The sequence below is a fragment of the Cryobacterium sp. Y50 genome, assembly GCF_002929805.1.
Lineage (GTDB): Bacteria > Actinomycetota > Actinomycetes > Actinomycetales > Microbacteriaceae > Cryobacterium.
This window is the reverse complement of record NZ_PJJM01000101.1, coordinates 44540-64647: the sequence shown is the minus strand read 5'-3', so window position 1 is coordinate 64647 and position 20108 is coordinate 44540. Positions and strand designations below refer to the sequence as shown.

At 65.5% G+C, this 20108-nt stretch carries 16 protein-coding genes; 6 read left to right on the top strand and 10 right to left on the bottom strand.

What is annotated here, in order from left to right; all coding sequences use genetic code 11:
- Window positions 1–19: 19 nt before the first annotated feature.
- The 10 genes from CXY73_RS16660 to CXY73_RS16615 all read right to left on the bottom strand — a co-directional run bounded on the left by CXY73_RS16660 (window position 20) and on the right by CXY73_RS16615 (window position 15331).
- Window positions 20–1315 carry an Nramp family divalent metal transporter gene (locus tag CXY73_RS16660; RefSeq protein ID WP_104137456.1) on the bottom strand — a complete coding sequence of 432 codons (1296 nt, stop codon included), beginning with the start codon at window positions 1313–1315 and terminating at the stop codon, window positions 20–22.
- A gap of 155 nt (window positions 1316–1470) precedes the next feature.
- On the bottom strand, window positions 1471–2160 hold the full coding sequence (locus CXY73_RS16655; protein ID WP_104178329.1) for a DUF998 domain-containing protein: 690 nt from the start codon (window positions 2158–2160) through the stop codon (window positions 1471–1473).
- Window positions 2161–2244: 84 nt separating this feature from the next.
- Window positions 2245–3273, bottom strand: coding sequence for a ketol-acid reductoisomerase (gene ilvC / locus CXY73_RS16650; RefSeq protein ID WP_104137113.1), 1029 nt, complete (start codon window positions 3271–3273; stop codon window positions 2245–2247).
- A gap of 31 nt (window positions 3274–3304) precedes the next feature.
- Window positions 3305–3814: an acetolactate synthase small subunit gene (ilvN, locus tag CXY73_RS16645; RefSeq protein ID WP_104137116.1), complete on the bottom strand. Its 510-nt coding sequence runs from the start codon at window positions 3812–3814 to the stop codon at window positions 3305–3307.
- A gap of 2 nt (window positions 3815–3816) precedes the next feature.
- A complete protein-coding gene (locus tag CXY73_RS16640) occupies window positions 3817–5610 on the bottom strand; it encodes an acetolactate synthase large subunit (RefSeq protein ID WP_104178328.1) in 1794 nt (597 codons plus the stop codon).
- Window positions 5611–5677: 67 nt separating this feature from the next.
- Window positions 5678–7372, bottom strand: coding sequence for a dihydroxy-acid dehydratase (gene ilvD / locus CXY73_RS16635; RefSeq protein ID WP_104178327.1), 1695 nt, complete (start codon window positions 7370–7372; stop codon window positions 5678–5680).
- 47 nt (window positions 7373–7419) lie between these two features.
- Window positions 7420–9729, bottom strand: a complete 2310-nt coding sequence (locus tag CXY73_RS16630; RefSeq protein WP_104178326.1) for a bifunctional alpha,alpha-trehalose-phosphate synthase (UDP-forming)/trehalose-phosphatase — start codon at window positions 9727–9729, stop codon at window positions 7420–7422.
- Between the two features lie 109 nt (window positions 9730–9838).
- Window positions 9839–11767, bottom strand: a complete 1929-nt coding sequence (locus CXY73_RS16625; RefSeq protein WP_104178325.1) for a YhgE/Pip family protein — start codon at window positions 11765–11767, stop codon at window positions 9839–9841.
- Window positions 11764–14676: an MMPL family transporter gene (locus CXY73_RS16620; RefSeq protein ID WP_104178324.1), complete on the bottom strand. Its 2913-nt coding sequence runs from the start codon at window positions 14674–14676 to the stop codon at window positions 11764–11766. The genes CXY73_RS16625 and CXY73_RS16620 overlap by 4 nt, the downstream gene beginning before the upstream one ends.
- Before the next feature lie 28 nt (window positions 14677–14704).
- Window positions 14705–15331, bottom strand: a complete 627-nt coding sequence (locus CXY73_RS16615) for a TetR/AcrR family transcriptional regulator (RefSeq protein ID WP_233198412.1) — start codon at window positions 15329–15331, stop codon at window positions 14705–14707.
- Window positions 15332–15455: 124 nt separating this feature from the next.
- Between CXY73_RS16615 and CXY73_RS16610 the strand changes: the two genes are divergently transcribed.
- The 6 genes from CXY73_RS16610 (at window position 15456) to CXY73_RS16585 (ending at window position 20057) form a co-directional block, all read left to right on the top strand.
- A complete protein-coding gene (locus CXY73_RS16610; protein WP_092449289.1) occupies window positions 15456–15644 on the top strand; it encodes a hypothetical protein in 189 nt (62 codons plus the stop codon).
- A 99-nt stretch (window positions 15645–15743) separates the two neighbouring features.
- Complete coding sequence (locus CXY73_RS16605; protein ID WP_146071791.1) at window positions 15744–16232, top strand: hypothetical protein; 489 nt, start codon at window positions 15744–15746, stop codon at window positions 16230–16232.
- A 46-nt stretch (window positions 16233–16278) separates the two neighbouring features.
- Window positions 16279–18078, top strand: coding sequence for a glycoside hydrolase family 15 protein (locus CXY73_RS16600; RefSeq protein ID WP_104137134.1), 1800 nt, complete (start codon window positions 16279–16281; stop codon window positions 18076–18078).
- Between the two features lie 89 nt (window positions 18079–18167).
- Window positions 18168–18776, top strand: a complete 609-nt coding sequence (locus tag CXY73_RS16595) for a biotin transporter BioY (RefSeq protein WP_104178322.1) — start codon at window positions 18168–18170, stop codon at window positions 18774–18776.
- Window positions 18773–19453 carry an energy-coupling factor ABC transporter ATP-binding protein gene (locus tag CXY73_RS16590; protein ID WP_104178321.1) on the top strand — a complete coding sequence of 227 codons (681 nt, stop codon included), beginning with the start codon at window positions 18773–18775 and terminating at the stop codon, window positions 19451–19453. The genes CXY73_RS16595 and CXY73_RS16590 overlap by 4 nt, the downstream gene beginning before the upstream one ends.
- Before the next feature lie 10 nt (window positions 19454–19463).
- The gene (locus tag CXY73_RS16585) at window positions 19464–20057 is read left to right on the top strand and encodes an energy-coupling factor transporter transmembrane protein EcfT (protein ID WP_104137142.1); all 594 of its coding nucleotides are present in this window, start codon (window positions 19464–19466) and stop codon (window positions 20055–20057) included.
- Window positions 20058–20108: the final 51 nt, after the last annotated feature.

Here is a 20108-nt window from a genome sequence, read left to right as displayed (position 1 = left end):
TATCCGGTTGCCACCGAAGCTACCCGAACAGCGGCTTCACGGCGGTGACCAATTGTTGCACACCCAAAACGATGAAGAGCAGCGCGCAGACCCCCAGGGCTCCGTTGGTGAACCATTTGTTGCGCCATTCCCGTGGGATGCCCTTGCCGTTCAACAAGCCAAGCAGGGTGACGGCGAGAAACGGCATGAACAGGGAACCGAGCACGCCGTAGGCCAGAATCAGCCCGATCGGCGAGCCGAGCAGGAACAGGATCATCGGCGGGAATGTGAGCCACAACAGGTAGAACTTGAAGTACTTGCCACCGACCATCGTGTCGGGGTGGCCAGACTTCTTGCCGCGCATGTTGCCCCAGAAATCGGCGAACATGAGACTCACGCCGTTCCAGACGCCGATTATCGACGAGAAGGATGCTGCCCAGAAGCCCACCAGAAACCCGGTACCGACGACGACGCCGTACTTCTCGTTGAGCACCGTCGAGAGATCGAGTAGGCCCTTGTCGCCCGCGCTCAGGGTGACGCCGGCAGCGGCGACCACCTCGGCACCGACGATGAGCATCGCGACGACGAAAATTCCGGTCATGACGTAAGCCATGCGGTTGTCGATGCGCATGACTTTCATCCACTGCGGGGTGGACCAGCCCTTTTCGCGCAGCCAGTAGCCGTAGGCGGCGAGGGTGATTGTTCCGCCGACGCCGCCGGCCAAAGCGAGCGTGTAGAGCACTCCGCCCTCGGGGATGATCGGCACGAGGCCGGCGAGCATGGCTGGAAAGTCGGGTACGGCGATGACGGCGAGACCGACGACGGTGATGAACATGATGCCCACGAGCACGGCGGTGACCTTCTCGAAAAAGGCGTATCGGCCGAACCAGACCATGGTGAACCCGGCGAGTCCCATCAGGACGGCCCAGACCGGCAACGGGAAGACCGGAAACAACGCGGCCAGCGGTAGGGCGGCCGATGACATGGCTGTTGCGCCGTAGACGAAACCCCAGAGCATGATGTACGGCCCGAAGTACCAGGTGGTCCACTTGCCGAGGGACCGCCAGCCCTCGAAGATGGTCTTGCCAGTGGAGAGGGTGTACCGGCCGGCGCCCTCGACCAGCACGATCTTGAGGATCACGCCGAGAATGACCGCCCAAAGCAGGGCGTAGCCGTAGCGCGATCCGGCCACTAGGGTAGCGACCATATCGGCCGCTCCCACCCCGGTGGCCGCCACGACGAGGCCGGGGCCAACGATCTTCCACTTGGGCAGGGGCCCGTCGATGGGGGCCGGCACGACCAGCCTGTTGTCGTCAGTGTTCTTACCTGAGGTCATGGTGGTGTCGGCCTTACGCGAGTGCAACGGGCGGCCCCACGGGCATCCGTTCTACGAATGTCCAGCGGCAAGCTGTGCGTCGGTGCACAGGACCAGATACGCCGGGCTGAAACCGGTGCATTGCTCGACTCTATCGGTCTGGGCAGACTCGCGGTCTACTCCAGACGACGGATTCCCGCGCTCACCGAAAAGGTCCAGCCCAGTATTCCCACCAGGGCCATGCGTTCGGCGAGGCCGACGACGCCGGGCATCCACTCACTCGCTGCAACGACTACGAGCAACCCGGCCAGGGTGAGCACGGCGAAAACGACCGCCCATGGCAGCACCCGCGGTAGCACGCGGCGAACCCGCAGCCAGACGGTCAGCAGGATGATCGCGACGAGCGCCGCAACGAATCCCGTCGCTGCGACCGCAAGGTGGATGACACCGGCCGTGCTGGAGGTCTGCAGGGTGCTCGCGTGTTCGGCATCGACATCGGTCGCAAAGAACGCGAGAGTCGCCGAGCTGGCTCCGCCAACGAGAAAGAGCCCGAGGCCCGTGCCGAGCAGGCGATCTCGGCGCCGGGGCGAATGCGTCCGTGCAGACAAATCCTGCGCGGTCAGGGCGATCGCGATGACCGCGGCGACGCAGAACACCGCGCGGCCCAGAAAATTGAGGTTCATCACCCAGCCGTACGGGCCGACGGCTAGATTGCTCTCGGCCTCGCTGATCGGGCTGTAGTGCGGCGGCAACAGCTGCAGCACCACGTCGACCAGAACGTACAGAAGCACCCCGGCCATGGCCACCGCTGCCGTGCGGCTCCGCCAGCGGGTGCTATTTCGGGTACTCGTGGCATCCGTTGTCATTCGTCTGCCCTTTCGACGCTCGTGCCGAGGAACGAAGAAGGGGCCCTCGCGAACGAGAACCCCTCCATTAAAATTGGCGGATGCTTAGCGCGAGACCGAACCGTCGGTGTAGTCGTCGTCGTTCGACGCGTTCCACGCGAAGAGCTTGCGCAGGCTGCGGCCGGTGGCCTCGATCGGGTGCTCTTCGCCCTTCTTGCGCAGGGCGAGGAACTCGACTCCGCCGTTGTCCTGGTCGGCGATGAAACGCTTCGCGAACGCGCCGCTCTGGATGTCGGCGAGAACGGCCTTCATGTTCTCCTTGACGCTGGGGTCGATGACGCGCGGGCCAGAAACGTAGTCGCCGTACTCGGCTGTGTCAGAGACGCTCCAACGCTGCTTGGCGATGCCACCCTCCCACATCAGGTCAACGATGAGCTTGAGCTCGTGCAGTACCTCGAAGTAGGCGACCTGCGGCTGGTAGCCGGCTTCAGTGAGAACCTCGAAGCCGTATTGGATCAGCTGTGAGGTGCCACCGCAGAGCACGGCCTGCTCGCCGAACAGGTCGGTTTCGGTTTCTTCGGTGAAGGTGGTCTTGATGCCGGCGGCACGCAGTCCACCGATCGCCTTGGCGTAGCTGAGGGTGAGCGGCCAGGCGTTACCCGAGGCGTCCTTCTCGACGGCAACGATCACGGGAACGCCGCGGCCGGCTTCGAATTCGCGGCGCACGGTGTGGCCCGGTCCCTTCGGGGCGACCATGACGACGTCAACGCCGTCGGGTGCTTCGATGTACCCGAAACGGATGTTGAATCCGTGTCCGAAGACCAGCGCCTTACCGGCAGCCAGGTTCGGCAGCACGTCGTCCTTGTACAGGTGACGCTGCACCTGGTCGGGCGCGAGGATGACAATGACGTCGGCCCAGGCCGCGGCATCCGCTGTAGACAGCACTGTGAAGCCAGCTTCTTCGGCCTTGACCTTGCTCTTGGAGCCGTCCTGCAGACCGATCTTCACCTCGACGCCGGAGTCGCGCAGGTTCTGCGCGTGGGCGTGACCCTGCGAGCCGTAGCCGATGACGGCCACCTTCTTGCCCGCAATGATCGACAGGTCGGCGTCTTTGTCGTAGAAAATCTCAGACAATGTGTTTCTCTCCTTATGAATGACGTGCTGATTAGTTTTTGAAAACTCGTTCGGTGATGGATTTGGAGCCGCGGCCGATGGCGAGCAGGCCGGACTGGGCGAGTTCCCGAATGCCGAACGGCTCGAGTACCCGCAGCAGCGCCTGGGTCTTGCCGCTGTCGCCGGTGACCTCGATCACGACGGCGTCCGTGGCCACGTCGACGACGCGGGCGCGAAACAAGTTGACCGCTTCGAGCACCTGCGACCGGGTCGTGTTGTCAACCTTGACCTTGATCAGCAGATGTTCGCGCTGCACCGACTGGGCCGGGTCGAGCTCGACGATCTTGATGACGTTGATCAGCTTGTTCAGCTGTTTGGTCACCTGCTCGAGCGGTACATCGTCGACGTCGACCAGAATCGTGATGCGGGACAGACCCGTGATCTCGCTGTGGCCGACGGCCAGGCTTTCAATGTTGAAGCCGCGACGCGCGAACAAGCCAGCGACGCGTGTGAGCAGGCCGGGCTTATCCTCGACGAGCAGACTCAGAACGTGGCTCGTCACGGTTACTCTTCTCCCCAGGTCGGTGCGTGGTCCTTGGCGTACTGAACAAAACTATTGCTGACTCCCTGCGGAACCATCGGCCAGACCATGGCGCCGGGGCTCACGATGAAGTCAATGACGACCGGGCGATCGTTGGTAGCGAGGGCAAGCTTGATGGCGTCATCCACCTGGTCCTTGCTGGTGACCCGAATTCCCAGCGCCCCATAGGCATCCGCCATCTTGACGAAGTCCGGCACCATCGCGGTGCCGTGACCGGTGTTGAGGTCGGTGAAGGAGTGCCGTCCGTCGTAGAACAACGACTGCCACTGACGTACCATGCCGAGCGAGGAGTTGTTGATGATCGCGACCTTGATCGGGATATTGTTGATCGTGCAGGTGGCGAGTTCCTGGTTGGTCATCTGGAAGCAGCCGTCACCGTCGATCGACCAGACGACGCGGTCGGGTTCGGCCACCTTGGCGCCCATGGCAGCCGGAACGGAGTAGCCCATGGTGCCGGCGCCGCCGGAGTTGAGCCAGGAGTTGGGGCGTTCGTACTTGATGTACTGCGCCGCCCACATCTGGTGCTGTCCGACTCCGGCCGCATAGACCGCTTCGGGGCCGGTGAGTTCGCCAATGCGCTGGATCACGTATTGCGGGGCGAGCAGGCCGTCGGTCGGCTCGGTGAAGCCGAGGGGGAACTCCTCCTTCAGGCCGTGCAGGTAGGTCCACCACTCGGCCGTGTCTGTTGCGGCGCCCTGGGCAACATCGGCCCAGGCAAGGATCAAGTCGGCAATGACGTCCCTGGCATCACCGACGATCGGTACATCGGCCAGGCGGATCTTGGAGATCTCCGCCGGGTCGACGTCAACGTGCACGATCTTCGCGTTGGGAGCGAATTCGCTGATCTTTCCGGTCACCCGGTCGTCGAAGCGCGCTCCAAGGGAGATGATGAGGTCGCTCTCCTGCAACGCGAGCACGGCGGGAACCGTACCGTGCATACCCGGCATGCCGAGATGCTGCGGGTGCGAGTCTGGGAAGGCACCGCGAGCCATGAGCGTCGTGACGACTGGTGCACCGGTCGCTTCGGCGAGTTCGAGCAGTTCGGGCGAGGCGTGGGCGCGGATGACGCCGCCACCGACATAAAGCACCGGCTTCTTCGCCGCCAACAGCAGCTGGGCTGCAGCCTGCACCTGCTTGCCGTGGGCCTTGACGATCGGCCGATAACCGGGCAGGTCGAGCTTGGGCGGCCAGATAAAGGGTGCGAGGTTCTGCTGCGCGTCCTTGGTGATGTCCACGAGTACCGGTCCAGGGCGGCCGGTCGAGGCGATGTGATAAGCCGACGCGATCGCGGCCGGAATCTCTGCCGCGGTGCGGGCGAGAAAGGAGTGCTTCGTGATCGGCATGGTGATGCCGATGATGTCGGCTTCCTGAAAAGCGTCCGTTCCCATCGAGGTGGAAAACACCTGGCCGGTGATCGCGAGCAGCGGCACCGAATCCATGTAGGCATCCGCTATGGCGGTGACGAGGTTGGTCGCGCCCGGACCGCTCGTGGCGATCGCGACGCCGACGCGGCCGGTCGCAGAAGCGTAGCCCTCGGCTGCGTGGCCGGCACCCTGTTCGTGGCGCACCAGAATGTGGCGAATCTTGGTTTGCGTCATGAGCTCGTCGTAGAGCGGAATGACGGCGCCGCCGGGGATGCCGAAGACGTCGGTGACGCCGAGCAGTTCGAGGGTGCGAATGATCGCCCCAGAGCCGGTGAGCATCTCAGGCTCCGCAGAGGCGGGAGCCGAGGGCACGGGAGTGGGTTCCGTGGTCATGGTCAATGAATCCCTACTTCGAAATCGGTCATTTCGATCATCTTCGCGTGCCACGTGAGCACACTGGCTAGCCCGTGATAGCGCCTTCAGCGGCGGAATGCACGAGCTTCGAGTACTTTGCGAGTACGCCCCGGGTGTAACGAGGGGGAAGGGGCGCCCAGCCATCTCGGCGGGCGGCCAGCTCAGCAGGTGCGACCAGTAGGTCAAGCGTGCGAGCTGCGATATCGACCCGTATCAGATCCCCATCGCGCACGAAGGCGATTGGACCTGCGTCCACCGCTTCGGGTGCTATATGGCCGATACACAGTCCGGTTGTGCCGCCTGAGAATCGACCGTCTGTTAATAGTAGTACATCGGAGCCGAGCCCTGCGCCCTTGATGGCGGCCGTGATCGAGAGCATCTCGCGCATGCCAGGACCGCCCTTCGGGCCTTCATAACGGATGATGACCACGTCACCCTTGTAAATCTTGCCTTCGGTCAGGGCGTCCATCGCCGCGCGTTCCCGCTCGAATACCCGGGCGGGGCCTTCAAAGACGGCTGCGTCGAATCCGGCAGTCTTCACCACGGCGCCCTCTGGGGCGAAGGTGCCCTTGAGGATGGTGATGCCGCCGCTCTTGTGAATGGGGTTGTCGAGGGTGCGCAGCACCTCACCATCGAGGTCGGGCGGGTCGATCTCGGCGAGGTTCTCAGCGACGGTCTTGCCGGTCACTGTGAGGGCGTCGCCGTGGATCAGGCCGGCTTCGAGCAGGGCGCGCATGACGGTGGGAACGCCGCCCTGGCGGTCGACGTCGTTCATGACGTACTTGCCGAAGGGTTTGAGGTCGCCGATGTGCGGAACCTTGTCGCCGATGCGGTTGAAGTCGTCGAGGGTCAGCTCGACCTCTGCCTCACGGGCGATCGCGAGCAGGTGCAGCACAACGTTGGTCGAGCCGCCGAACGCCATCGCTACGGCGATCGCGTTCTCGAATGCTTTGCGGGTGAGAATGTCACGCGCGGTGATACCGAGACGCAGCAGGTTGACCACGGCCTCGCCTGAGCGGTGTGCAAAGTAGTCACGACGGCGGTCAGCGGATGCCGGGCTCGCCGAGCCGGGCAGGCTCATTCCGAGGGCTTCCGCGACGCTGGCCATGGTGTTCGCGGTGTACATGCCACCGCAGGCACCCTCCCCGGGAGCGAACGCGCACTCGATGCGCTTGGCATCCGCTTCGCTCATGCGGCCGGCTTTGACCGCGCCGACGGCTTCGAACGAGTCGATGATGGTGATGTCTTTTTCGGTTCCGTCACTGAGCTTGACCCAGCCAGGGGCAATGGAACCGGCGTACAGAAAGACGCTCGCGAGATCGAGGCGGGCGGCGGCCATGAGCATGCCGGGCAGCGACTTGTCGCAGCCCGCCAGCAGCACCGAGCCGTCGAGGCGTTCAGCCTGCATGACGACCTCGACCGAGTCGGCGATGACCTCACGCGAAACGAGGGAGAAATGCATGCCCTCGTGGCCCATCGAAATGCCGTCGGAGACGGAGATGGTGCCGAACTGCAGCGGGTAACCGCCGCCGGAGTGCACGCCTTCCTTGGAGGCCTGGGCGAGGCGGTCCAGCGACAGATTGCACGGTGTGATCTCATTCCACGAGCTCGCAATACCGATCTGGGGCTTGTCCCAGTCGGCGTCGCCCATGCCGACAGCACGGAGCATGCCACGTGATGTGGTCGCCTCGATCCCATCGGTGACGTCGCGGCTACGGGGTTTTACATCGATCTCAGACATGCCCCGAGTCTAGAACCTCGGGGCGCCCTCTATTTTCAATGGGCCGGTCAGAGCGCAAGGCCCGCACGGAGTTCGGCGATGCGCACCAGAACCTGGGTGACTTCTTTGGGGCTGCGCACGCGGTAGCCGGCGAGGGTCGCGCCCTGGCCGATCTTGAGGCCGAGGTCGTCGTCGCGCAATGCTGCGAAAGCGTCTTCATCGGTCACATCGTCGCCGGCGTAAAACACCCGGTCGGCCCCGGTATAGTCGCGCAGCTTCTCCAGGGCATCGCCCTTGGTACTGGAGCGCACCGAAAATTCCAGCACGTTCTTACCTTCGCGAACGGTGAGTCCGGGCAGCTGGTCAGTGAGTTGTTCCCTCGCCTCGCGCTGGGCCGTTTGCCCGTCTTTTTGGGTCGCGAGTCGGGTGTGCAGGGCCAGACCGGCGGGCTTGCGCTCGATGGTGGTCCCGGCGATCGAACCGGAGATGCTCGTGAGCACCCGGGCGAGGGTGTCGAGCTGTTCGAGCTCGGAGGAGACCAGGTTCAGCTCAATCTCGGGGGTGTCCAGTTGAACCTCGATACCGTGCGAGCCAGTGAGCAACACCGAACTCTGCGGCTGGGCGACGTGTTGCAGGCTCACCAGAGCGCGCCCAGAGACAAGGGCTACGCGCACCCCGGGTAGGTCGAGCAGGGCTTGAACGGCTTCCCGGGTGCCGGTGATTGCGCGGGCGTCTTCGGGGTGGTCAACGTGCGGGGCTAGGGTCCCGTCGAAGTCGAGGGCGATGAGCACGTTCTCGGCACCGGCAAGGCTCTGCAGGGCCAGGTCGAGATCCTCGGAGATGCCGGCCGCCACGGCGGCGCCGCCGGTGAGGGCTCGCAGGAACGAGGCCGACCAAGCAGCAACATCGTTCTCCGCGACCTTGCGGCGCAGCGACCGCATACGTCTGGCACGTTCCCGCCGGGGCATCTCGACCGCGCGCACGATGGCGTCCTTGGTGCCGTCGATGTCGTGCGGATTGATCAGGATGGCCTGTTTGAGTTCATCGGCGGCGCCGGCGAACTCGCTCAGCACGAGCACCCCGTCGGCATCGAAGCGCACGGCGACGTATTCCTTGGCCACGAGGTTCATGCCGTCGCGCAGCGCGGTGACGAGCATGACGTCAGCGGCGAGATACATCGCGACCATTTCTTCACGCGGGTAGCTGTGGTGGTGATAGCTGATGGCGGTGTGGCTGATCGTGGAGAAGTCGCCGTTGAGTCGACCGACGGCGAGTTCGATCTCGTCGCGCAGGGCCATATAGGTACTCACCCGTTCGCGGGACGGACTCGCGACCTGCACCAGAGTGACGTCTTCGACACTCAGGCGTCCGTCGGCGAGCAGCTCCCCGAAGGCCTTGAGACGGTGGCCGATGCCCTTGGTGTAGTCGAGCCGGTCGACGCCTAGCATAAGCGTTTTCGGGTTGCCGAGGTCCTCCCGAATCTGCCGAGCGCGGGCCTGAATCTCGGGGCTCCTGGCCAGCTCTTCGAAGGCAGCCGCGTCGATCGAGATGGGAAAGTGTTTCGCGATGACGCGACGGGACTCTGCGCTGTTTTGACCGTTCTCGCCGGTCGGCACGTCGATGACGACGCCGCGGGTCGGATAGCCGTAGAGGCGACGCACCGCGCGCGAAAAGTTGCCGGCGTCCTCCAGTCGCTGAAAGCCGATGACGTCGGCGCCTAGCAGACCGTGCAGAATTTGCTTGCGCCAGGGCAGCTGCGCGTAGATGCCGTAGGACGGAAACGGAATGTGGTTGAAGAAGCCGATGACGAGGTCGGGTCGGGCGTCGCGCAGCAGGCGCGGCACGAGCTGTAGCTGGTAGTCATGCACCCACACTGTGGCGCCCGGGGCGGCCACGGCAGCGGCGGCCTCCGCGAATCGGCGGTTGACGGTGACGTAGGCATCCCAGGTCTCGCGGTGAAAGCTCGGCGGTGCGATGACGTCGTGATAGAGCGGCCAGAGCGTGTCGTTGGAAAAACCCTCGTAGTAGTCCTCGACGTCCACTTCATTCAGCCGCACCGGAACGAGCGAGATCCCGTCGTTCTCAAAGGGCGCGAAATCGCGGTCGGCGACGCCGGGCCAGCCGACCCAAGCACCGTTTGACGCACGCATGAGCGGTTCGAGTGCGGTGACCAGCCCGCCGGGTGACGTGCGCCAGGTCACGGCACCGTCGTCGCCTTCCTCGTAGTCGACCGGCAGCCGGTTGGAGACGACGACGAGCGTGTAGGTACCGGGCGAAGTTTCATCGAGTGCTGCGTCACCCCGTGAATCGTCGCGAGCGGTCTGGTCGCGAGCGGTCTGGTCACGGTCGAACCGCGTGGAGTCGGCTGAATAAGTAATGGATCATCCGTTCCGGGCACACCCGCGGTGCACGCCTGTGTCGCCATACCAAGGGTACCAGTAGCCCCCAGTCTCAACGGGGCGCTACTGTAACGGGGCTACTCGCCCGCTACGCCCGGGCTAGCCCCAGCCCGAACGAGCGAGCTCCGCGTGCTCGGGCCACACTCCAGAACGAGAGCAGCACGCTACCGATCGCGAACAGGAGCAGTACTGCGGCGGCGGCGGCAACATCCGCTCCCCCACTTTCACTGACGATCGCCTGCAGGCCGGTCACCGCCCAGGTCAGCGGAAGCAAGGGGCTCAAAGTTTGGAACGGGGCGGCGACGAGTTCGATCGGGTACAGCCCGCTCGCCGAGGCGAGTTGTAGGGCGAGCAGCACGAGCGAGATGATGATGCCGACCCGCCCGAACGCGACGCTCAGCCAGTGATGCACGGCCACAAACACGAAGGCCAGCAGCAGGGTGAAGCCGAGGGTGGCCGGCAGCAGCGTCCACGCCACATCGAGAGCGGTATGCAGCAGCACGGTGACCAGCACGGCTTGGCCGGCGACGATGGCGAAGGAACGGCCGAGGCCGCGACGCAGCAACCGGCCGGTGCTTGTGGTCGAAGCCAGGGCGGCTGCTGTGAGCGGTCTGAACAGCAGAAAGACAACGAGGGCGCCGATCCACAGGCCGACCGGCACGAAAATCATGCCGATGATCGGGCCGACCGAGTCGATCGCATGGTCGCGCGCGGTCGTGACACTGACCGGTTCGGAGACGACCGCGGCGGTGGTGACGGCATCGGTATCGGTGAAAACGGATGCCCCCGCCGCGCCGTCCGCCAGCCCGGTCGCGAGTTCGCCGGCCCCGGCTTCCAGTGCGTGCACCCCGGTCTGGGCCGACTGGGTGCCAGAAGCTAGGGTACCGAGCCCGGCGGAAATTCCCTGCACACCGGTCGCGAGATCGCTGGCGCCGCTCGACAGGGCCGGGCCGCCGGCAGCGAGCGTGCCCGCACCGGTCGCACTCGACGAGATGCCCTCAAGCACCGACCCGATTCCCGTACCGGCCGCGCCGATGCCCGAGCTCTGGGCGCCGAGCGCGGTCAGACCACCCTGAATTTGTGCGAGCGCGCCGGCGTAGGCTGCGACGTTCGGGTCGGCCTGCATCTGCGCGTTGAGGGCCGTGAACGCTGCCGCCGTTCCCTGCACTCCGGAGGCGTAGGCTGGGAGCCCGGTTTCGAGTGGAGCCAGCGCTATGGCGCCGGAGTTCAGCTGGGTCAGCCCCGCGCTCAACCCGGTGACGCCATCGCTATAGGAGGCGACGCCCGAGGCGTAACTCGTCGCTCCGCTGGCAGCGGATGCCGCGCCGGTAGCAGCCGTCGCGGTGCCCGCCGCAAGGGAATCGAGGCCGGTCGCGAGCCCGCTCACTCCGGTGGAGAGCGCGGCCGCGCCGTCGGCGGCATCCGTGAGTGATGAGCCCAGCAGGGCGAGATTGGTGTACAGGCCTTCGAGATACTGCGCGGTGATCGCCTGACCGAAGGCACCCGTCATGGCGGAGCCGACCGATTGGGCCAGCGACCCAGCGAGGTAGGAATGGGCATCATCGGTGCGAATATCGAGGTCTGCCTGCACCGGACTGCTGCCCGAGAGCGAGGTGATCGAGGCGGAGAAATCCCTGGGGATAGTCAGAATCGCGTAGGCGTCTCCGGCGGCGAGCGCCGCTTGCGCGTCGGCCGTGTTCGAGATGGTCCAGTCGAATCCGGCCGTGCTGTCAGCGCCGGCTTCGCTGGGGCTGGGCGCGGTCAGCTCGGTCACGAGCAACCGGCCGGCCAGCACCTGCTGTTCTGTGCCGTCCGGCAGTATGGTCGTGACGGATTCGTCGTTGTTCACCACGATCGCGGGGATGGTGTCGACCCGGTCATCGGCCGAGGCAAGAGCCGCGGTGAACAGGCCGGCCACGGCAAGCGGCACGGCGACCACGACGGTCACGAGAGCGGCGACGGTCAGCCGCCGCCGCCGCGGGCCGCGGCTGAACAGTTTGTCGAGTGCGGTGCTCATCGTTGCAGGGCCTTTCCATCGAGAGAATCCATCATCCGGTCGTCGTCAAACGGCGCGTCGAGATCGATCTGCTGCCACGGTCGATCGTGCGCCGATTCCGGGCCCTCGATGTCGAAGCGTGCAGCGCCGAGCACCAGGGTGGTTGTCGCCGGTGCCAGCACGGCCAGTACCGTCGCCAGGTCCCGGCCCAGGAGGGGCTCTGGGAGGCCTTCACCGAGGTCGACGAAGACCACGCCTGGGCGTTCAGTGAGCGCCGCCGCGACCAGCACGGTCGCCCGACCGTGGGCCGGCAGCGCCGAAATCGTAGTGGCGGCCGTCACTGGCAGTCCGGCGCCCAGGGCCCGGTTGATGCTGCTGATCCAGTCGGCTCGACGGCTGGCGACCGAGGCAGTCCGGTACCAGGGCAGGGTGAGCCTCAGCCGTTCGGCGAGCAGTTCTCCGACGGTGATCTCGGTGTCTCGATGCTCACCGATATCGGCAAGAGCAACCCGGCGCAGGGCCTGCTGCCGGTCGGATGGCAGCGGGTAGCCGAGCACCTGCAGACGTCCACTGACCGGATCGAGTCGTCCGGCGATGCTGGCCGCGACGACTCGGCGGTGGCCGGCCGTTCCGGTGAGCCGTACGAGCGAACCGGCCGGAATACTGAGGCTGAGCGGACCGATCGGCGCGGTCTCGAGGCCGAATACGACGTCGTCGGCCGTGATCGCATCGGTCTGCTCCGCCGCCCATGCGCTGTCGTGCAGGTGCTGGCGCAGTCCCTCCCCCTCAATATCGACGTTCGGCAGCAGCCGCCCGAGCCAGCGTGGCAGCCACCAGGCGGCGTTGCCGGCGAGCGCCATCGCGGCCGGAACGAGCGTCATACGCACCAGGAAAGCATCCAGCAAGACGCCGATGGCGAGCGCGAAGGCGATGCCCTTGATGGCGCCGGTGCCGTCGGGGACGAACGCGAAGAAGACGAAGAACATGATCAGGGCCGCGGCGGTGACGACCCGGCCGGCATGGGCGAAGCCGTGGATGATCGATTGCCGGGCGTTGCCGGTGCGCACGAATTCCTCGCGCATCCCCGAGACGAGGAACACCTCGTAGTCCATCGCGAGCCCGAACAAGACCGCCATGAGCAGAATCGGCAAAAAGCTGAGGATCGGGCCGGGGTTGTCCACGCCGAACAGGTCGGGAAACCAGCCCCACTGAAAGATCGCCACGGTAGCGCCGAGGGCGGCGAACACCGACAGCAAAAAGCCGAGTGCGGCCTTGATCGGCACGAAGACGGAGCGAAACACCATCATGAGCAGAATGATCGAGAGCCCCACCACGATGAGCGCGAATGGAATGAGCGCGTCGGTCAGCCGATTGGAGATGTCGATGCCGACGGCGGTCGCGCCGGTGACGGCGATCGGGGTGCCGAGGCTCGCGGTGATGCCGGGGCCGAGGTCTCGAATCATTTGCACGAGGTCTTTCGTGGCCGCTGCATCCGGTGCACTGTCGGGCATCACCTGAATGATGGCGGTGTCGACGGTGGGGTTCGGGGTGCCCGTGCCCACGTAGGCGACGTCGGGCAGGTCTCGAATCTGGGCGGCGATGGTGTCGAGGTCGCCGAAGATGTCGGTGGTCTGGGTGATGTCGACGACGACGATGAGCGGGCCGTTGTAGCCGGGGCCGAAGCCGTCGTTGATGAGCTGGTAGGCCTCACGCTGGGTGGAACCGACCGGTTCGGAGGCGCCGTCCGGCAGGTTGAGGTCGAGGCTGAGCGCGGGAATGGCGAGTGTTCCCAGCACGCCGACCACAACGATAACGGCGACGATCGGGGCTTTGAGTACCAGTGCGACCCAGCGCCGGCCCAGCGTGGGTCTTCCATCGTCGGGGGTGGTCGCCCGGCGGTGTGCCCGCCCGCCGACCTTGGGAATGAGCTTGTCCTTGACCAGGCCGAGCACGGCGGGCAGCAGTGTAACGGCCACGCCGATCGACACCAGCACGGCAAACGCCGCGCCGAGTCCCATCACGCTCAAGAAGGGGATGCCGACCACGAGCAGTCCGAGCAGGGCGATGATCACGGTTATGCCGGCGAAGACCACTGCACCGCCGGCGGTGGCGACGGCCGTCGCGGCCGATTCGTGCGGTTTCATGCCGGTGGCCAGCTGAGATCGATGCCGCGACAAAATGAACAGGGAGTAGTCGATGCCGACCGCGAGCCCGAGCATGAGCGCGAGCATGGGAGCTGTGCTTGAGACCGAGACGAAAGCGCTCACCGCCGTGATGCCGCCGATCGCGACGCCGACGCCGATCATGGCCATGAGTAGCGGCATCCCGGCGGCGAGCAGAGAACCGAAGGTGATGAGCAGCACGACGCCGGCAAAGAGCACACCAAGCACCTCGGTCACGGTGATGCCGAAAGTGTTGTCCTGAAAGACCTGGCCGCCGAACGCGACCTGCAGGCCGGCGTCCTCCCCGATCGACCGAGTGGCCACAAGGGCATCGAGGGTGTCGGTGGACACGTCGGTGGATTGTCCCCGGAGCGCCACCTGGCTGAAGGCGGTCTCGGAGTCGCTCGAAACGGCATCCGCCGCGAATTCGCTGAACGGAGTGATCACGGTGTCGATGCCGTCGATGGCGCCGATCTCTGTGGCCATGCTTTCGATGGCGGCCCGGTACGGCGCATCATCAACGGATGCCCCGCTCGGCACGTGATAGACCACCTGCACCTGCGCGCCGGCCGCCGCGGGGAACACCGCGGCGAGCGAATCGATGGCATCCTGCGACTCGGTGCCGGGGATCGCGTAGGACTCCTGCGTCTGGCCGTTGAGGGCCACGCCGCCGCCGAAGATCCCGGCGAGCAGCAGCACCCAGATGCCGATGACGAGCCAGGCCCGCCGGTAGGCGAAGTGTCCGAGGCGATAAAGGACGGTTGCCATGAAAACTACTTTCGGACGGCGCAGAAATTCAGGAGTGAGCGGGGCGCGGGTGTACGGAGACGGGGGCGAGCAGTTCGGTCATCACGGTGCGCAGCGCCGGACGCAGGTCGTCGTCGGGCAGAGTAGCCTCACCCAGAAAGGTCATGCCAGCCACGAGCGAGTAGGCGGCACCGCCGAGGGCGAAGCCGAACCGCAAGCGGTCTTCATTGCTCGCATCGTCGTGGCAGATGCTCGCGGCCAGACGAACGATGAGCAGTCCGGCCCGGTCGATGATGGCGATGCCGCGCAGCGACTGAGCCTGGTTGATGAAGGTGTGCAGTTCCAGCCGAAACTCGAGCAGAAAGTCGATGAAGTCGTCGACGAACCGCTCACGGGTGGCAATGGTCTCGGGCTCGGTGACGAAACGATCGAGAACGACCTCGAGCTGATCGATGGCCGGCGTGAGCACCTGCTCGAGCAGCGCCTCTTTGGAGGCGAAGTGGTAGAGCACGCTGGACTTGGAGAAGCCCGCGATGTCGGCAATATTCTGCAGCGAAGTCGCCGCGAATCCCACCGAGGCGAACTGGGTCAGCGCGATCGCGCGCAGGTCGGCGCCGGTTTGTGAGCGGATGCCGCCGGCCGGCGGTGTAACAGGGGACGCGGGAAAAATGGGCACGACCACAGGCTAGTTGACCGATCGGTCAGATCCTGTCCGATCGGTCAGTTCAAGGGTTTTTCTCAGCCTATCCGGATTCGCCCCGACCGGGGAGGCTCCGGGTAACCTTATGCCGGAGGTTCACATGCGAAAGTTCATATTCAGCAGTGCCATGATCGGCGTCATCGCCGGCGGGTGGAACACCGTGCAGGCCACCAGGCACGGACCGCGCGACTGGCGTCTGGTGATGTTGTGGCTTGGGTGGGCGCTGAGCGCCGCCGTGGCCATCGGCACGGTCATCGAAGACGCCAATAAACGCGAAATCGACAGCTGAGTTCGATTGCTGGTCGGCGCGCCGTCCGGCGAGTCGCGGTTTGGTGACCGAAACTGGAAGCAGTAGTTGATTGTCGGCTGCATCTGAAAGGGGCTCGTCATGTTTGGTCGTCGACGCCGACGTTTGGCCGCGAGCGCGGCGATGAGTGTAGCCGAAGCCCCGGTCCTGCGCGACGAGCAGATTTTTGAGTTGCTGCACGACAAACTTGCTGACCTCATCGGTGAAAACGGCGCCTGGACGCTCTCGCCCCGGAGCCCCGGCGACACCGACGTCATTTTTCACGGGCTCAAGGCCCGGCAGGTCGCGGTCGAACTGACCGAGACCATCCTCACCGAGCAGGCGACGCTGCGAGGCGAAAGCAGCGGCGAACCGACGGCGTTGTCCTGGACTCCGGCCGCGATTGTCGTCTGGAACGACCCCGTCCCGAACCCCACGCAGCCAGTCGACGCTGCCCCGATCCACACCAAGCTGATCAACACGGCTCCGATCGCGAACGTGGCCAGCGCGGACGACGACCTCGCCGCGGCATCCGCTGCCTGGATCGATAAGGCCTCGGCAACCCTCGCCTCTGCCCGCTTCGTAGCCTGAGCAGATCGTCAGCGCACTCTCACCCTCCTGCTGACAGGATGGCCTGATGGCACTCCCAATCGAGGACTACGCACTGATCAGCGACTGCCACTCGGCGGCACTGGTCGGACTCAACGGCAGCATCGACTGGCTCTGCCTGCCCCGCTACGACTCCGCCTCGATGTTCGGCGCGCTGCTCGGTGATGAAAACCATGGCCGTTGGCTGCTCGCGCCCGCCGATCCCGATGCCATCGCCACCCGCCGCTACGACGGCGATACCTTCGTGCTGTCCACTCTCTGGACCACCAGCACCGGCCAGGTCGAGGTGCTCGACTTCATGCCGCACGGTGACGGTCGGGCCGACCTGGTGCGCCGGGTGCGCGGCATTACCGGCACGGTGACGATGACGCAAGATCTGCGTATCCGTTTCGGCTATGCGACGACGATTCCGTGGGTGCGCCAGCTGAAGGGAGAATCGGTGCACGGGCTGGTCGCGATCGCCGGACCCGACGCCATCGTCGTGCGCGGCCCGGCCCTGCGCGCCTCCGACCACCGGCACGAGTCGCACTTCGATGTCCCCGCCGGCGAAATCGTCGATGCCCAAATGACCTGGTATCGCTCGCACCGGGAGATTCCACCAGCCATTGATATCGATGAGGCCTACCGCTCGACCCTCTCCTGGTGGCAGAGCTGGGCATCTCGTTGCAGCCACGACGGGCCTCTGCACGCCCAGGTGGTGCGTTCGATGCTCGTGCTGCGCGCCCTGACGCACGAACGAACCGGCGGCATAGTGGCTGCAGCGACCACGTCGCTGCCGGAGCAGTTCGGCGGTACCCGCAACTGGGACTACCGCTACGTCTGGCTGCGCGATGCCTCGCTCACCCTCGAGGTGCTGCTCAGCCACGGCTACGAGATGGAGGCCGACGCTTGGCGGGCCTGGCTGCTGCGCGCCATCGCCGGCGACCCGGGCGACGTGCAAATCATGTACGGGCTCTCCGGCGAGCGCTATCTGCCCGAACGTGAGCTGACCAGCTTGCCCGGCTACAACGGCGCCGCACCGGTTCGGGTCGGCAATGGCGCGGTCGATCAGTTTCAGTCCGACGTGATCGGCGAAGTCATGGTGGCGCTGCACGCCGCCCGCGCCGCCGGGGTGCACGAAACCGAGTTCTCCTGGCCCCTGCAACGCGCTCTCATGAGCTTTCTCGAGAAGAACTGGCACCGGGCCGATCAGGGCATCTGGGAGGTGCGCGGTGCGGCTCGCGAATTCACCCACTCCCGCGTCATGGTCTGGGCCGCCTTCGACCGCGCCGTGCGCGGCATCGAGGAGTGCGGCCTCGACGGCCCCCTCGAACGCTGGAAGGCCCTGCGCGCCGAGGTGCGCGCCGACATCGAAACCCACGGTTTCAACGAAAACCTCGGCAGCTACGTGCAGTACTACGGCAGCACCGAAGTGGATGCCTCCCTCCTCGTCCTCCCGCAGGTCGGCTTCTGCGCATCCACCGATCCACGCATGCTCGGCACCGTGGCCGCGATCGAGGCGAACCTCATGCACGATGGCCTGCTCCTGCGCTACCGCACGGCTGCCAGGGTGGACGGGTTGCCGCCGGGTGAGCATCCATTTCTGGCCTGCTCGTTCTGGCTGGTCGAGCAGTACGCCAGCTCTGGTCGCATCGATGACGCCAACACACTGATGAACCGCCTGCTCGGCTTCGTCAACGATGTCGGCCTGCTCTCTGAGGAGTACGACGTGGCCAACGGGCACCAAGCCGGCAATACCCCGCAGGCACTCTCCCACCTGGCCCTGGTGCGAGCAGCAGATGCGATCGTCGCCAGCCTGGCCTCTCCCACCCGCGTATTGGCGAGCTAGCCCTAGAAAAATACGACCTCTACAGTTCGCGTCATTTTGTTGTAGGTATTCTTCAGCGGAGGGTGCCTACCGAAATCTAAATTGAAAACATGACCGATACCATTCACTCAAGCGCACCGACCCGGCGCACTTTGCCCGCCCGTGATCTCGCCCAGATCGCTATTTTCGCCGCCCTCATCGCTGCGCTCGGCCTTCCGGGGCCGCTCAATATCGGTCCGGTACCGATCACCCTGCAGACCCTGGGCGTGATGCTGGCCGGGGCCGTTCTCGGCCCGCGCAAGGGAACCCTCGCCGTGCTCTTGTTCCTGGTGCTGACCGCGGTCGGCCTCCCCCTGTTGGCCGGTGCCCGCGGCGGAATCGGCGTGTTCACCGTGAGCCCGGCGGCCGGCTACCTGTACGGCTGGCTGCTCGGTGCATTCGTGACCGGCTATCTCACCGCCCGCTTGCTGCCGAAGTACCCGTTCTGGCCGGCTCTCGGCGCCACCATTCTCGGCGGCATCGTCGCCGTTTATCTCCTGGGCATTCCGGTCATGGCGCTCAACCTCGGCCTGCCGCTGTGGACTACGATCGGCCTCAACGTCGCGTTTATCCCCGGCGACCTGATCAAAGTCATCGTAACTGTGCTCGTCGCCAGCCAGGTACACCGCGCCTATCCCGCCTTGATCGCGCTTCCGAAGGGCCGGCGCGCACACCTGTGAGCAGCATCCGCTTCGAGCAGGTCTCGCAGTCTTTCGGTGACCGCTCAGTGCTGCGCGACGTGAACCTGACCCTGGACGGACATCGGATCGGTATCGTCGGCGCAAACGGCTCGGGCAAATCCACCCTCGTGCGCATGATCAACGGACTCGTGACGCCGACCAGCGGCACGGTCACGGTCGACGGGCAGAACGTGGCGCGGCATGCCCGCGAGGTGCGCCGCAAAGTCGGCTTCATCTTCACCAACCCCGACAGCCAGATCGTGATGCCCACCGTGCAGGAAGACGTCGCGTTCACCCTGCGCCGACGCGGCCTGAACGCCGAGCAGATCGCCGAGCGCACCGCGGCCGCCCTAAAACAGTTCGGGCTGAGCGAGCACGCCGAACAGGCGGCGCACCGGCTTTCCGGCGGGCAGAAACAGCTGCTCGCCCTCGCGGCGGTGTTCGTGGCTCAACCGGCGACGATCGTCGCCGACGAACCGACCACTCTGCTCGACGCCCGCAACGCCCGGCGCATCAGCGAACAGTGGCAGGCGCTCCCCCAACAACTCATCGTGGTCACCCACCACCTGCACCTGGTCGAAGAGTTCGACCGAGTCATCGTGATCGAGGAGGGCGAGGTCGTCGCCGACGGCATGCCGGCGCATTCTCTGGCGGCGTACCGCGCGCTGCTGGCGTGATCGGCCACGCATGATCGGCCTCTATAGCCCTGGCACCTCCTTCGTGCACCGGGCGCCGACGCTGCTCAAGCTGTTTCTGCTCTCGCTCTGCGTGCTCGTGATCGGCATCTCGCCCGACCCCCGACTGATCGGCGGCGCTTTCCTCGCCGTCGTCGTGCTGTTCGTGGTTGCGCGGGTCCCAGTGCAGGCGGCCGTCGCCCAGATCGCCCCGATTTTGCTGGTTTTGCTGGTCGCCGTTCCGATCCAGGGGCTGCTCTCCGGCTGGACCGTCGCCGCCCTCACGGCAAGCCGGCTGCTCGTGGCCGTGGCCCTCGCCGCCCTGTTCACAATGACCACGACGGTCACCGCGGTGCTCGAAGCGTTCCAGATCCTGCTGCGACCGTTTCACCGATTCATCGACGCCGACCGGGTGGGGCTGCTCGTCGCCCTGACCATCCGCTGCATCCCGTTGGTCTCCGACATCGTGCGAGAGGTGTTCGAAGCCCGCACGGCACGTGGCACGCGCGGTTCGCTGCAATCCATCGCGGTTCCGGTGGTCGTGCGTTCCCTCTACGCAGCAGATGCCCTCGGTGAGGCTCTGATCGCGCGCGGTCTCGACGACTGATCCATCCGGGCGCGTGCCATTCAGCCCTCTCAAAGGCGAACCGTGGCAGAG

Coding starts and splice junctions, on each gene's coding strand:
- CXY73_RS16595 (WP_104178322.1), top strand. CDS start 18,168: ATGACCGATACCATTCACTCAAGCGCACCGACCCGGCGCACTTTGCCC.
- CXY73_RS16585 (WP_104137142.1), top strand. CDS start 19,464: ATGATCGGCCTCTATAGCCCTGGCACCTCCTTCGTGCACCGGGCGCCG.
- CXY73_RS16620 (WP_104178324.1), bottom strand. CDS start 14,676: ATGGCAACCGTCCTTTATCGCCTCGGACACTTCGCCTACCGGCGGGCC.
- CXY73_RS16600 (WP_104137134.1), top strand. CDS start 16,279: ATGGCACTCCCAATCGAGGACTACGCACTGATCAGCGACTGCCACTCG.
- ilvD (WP_104178327.1), bottom strand. CDS start 7,372: ATGTCTGAGATCGATGTAAAACCCCGTAGCCGCGACGTCACCGATGGG.
- CXY73_RS16625 (WP_104178325.1), bottom strand. CDS start 11,767: ATGAGCACCGCACTCGACAAACTGTTCAGCCGCGGCCCGCGGCGGCGG.
- CXY73_RS16610 (WP_092449289.1), top strand. CDS start 15,456: ATGCGAAAGTTCATATTCAGCAGTGCCATGATCGGCGTCATCGCCGGC.
- CXY73_RS16605 (WP_146071791.1), top strand. CDS start 15,744: ATGTTTGGTCGTCGACGCCGACGTTTGGCCGCGAGCGCGGCGATGAGT.
- CXY73_RS16655 (WP_104178329.1), bottom strand. CDS start 2,160: ATGACAACGGATGCCACGAGTACCCGAAATAGCACCCGCTGGCGGAGC.
- CXY73_RS16660 (WP_104137456.1), bottom strand. CDS start 1,315: ATGACCTCAGGTAAGAACACTGACGACAACAGGCTGGTCGTGCCGGCC.
- CXY73_RS16640 (WP_104178328.1), bottom strand. CDS start 5,610: ATGACCACGGAACCCACTCCCGTGCCCTCGGCTCCCGCCTCTGCGGAG.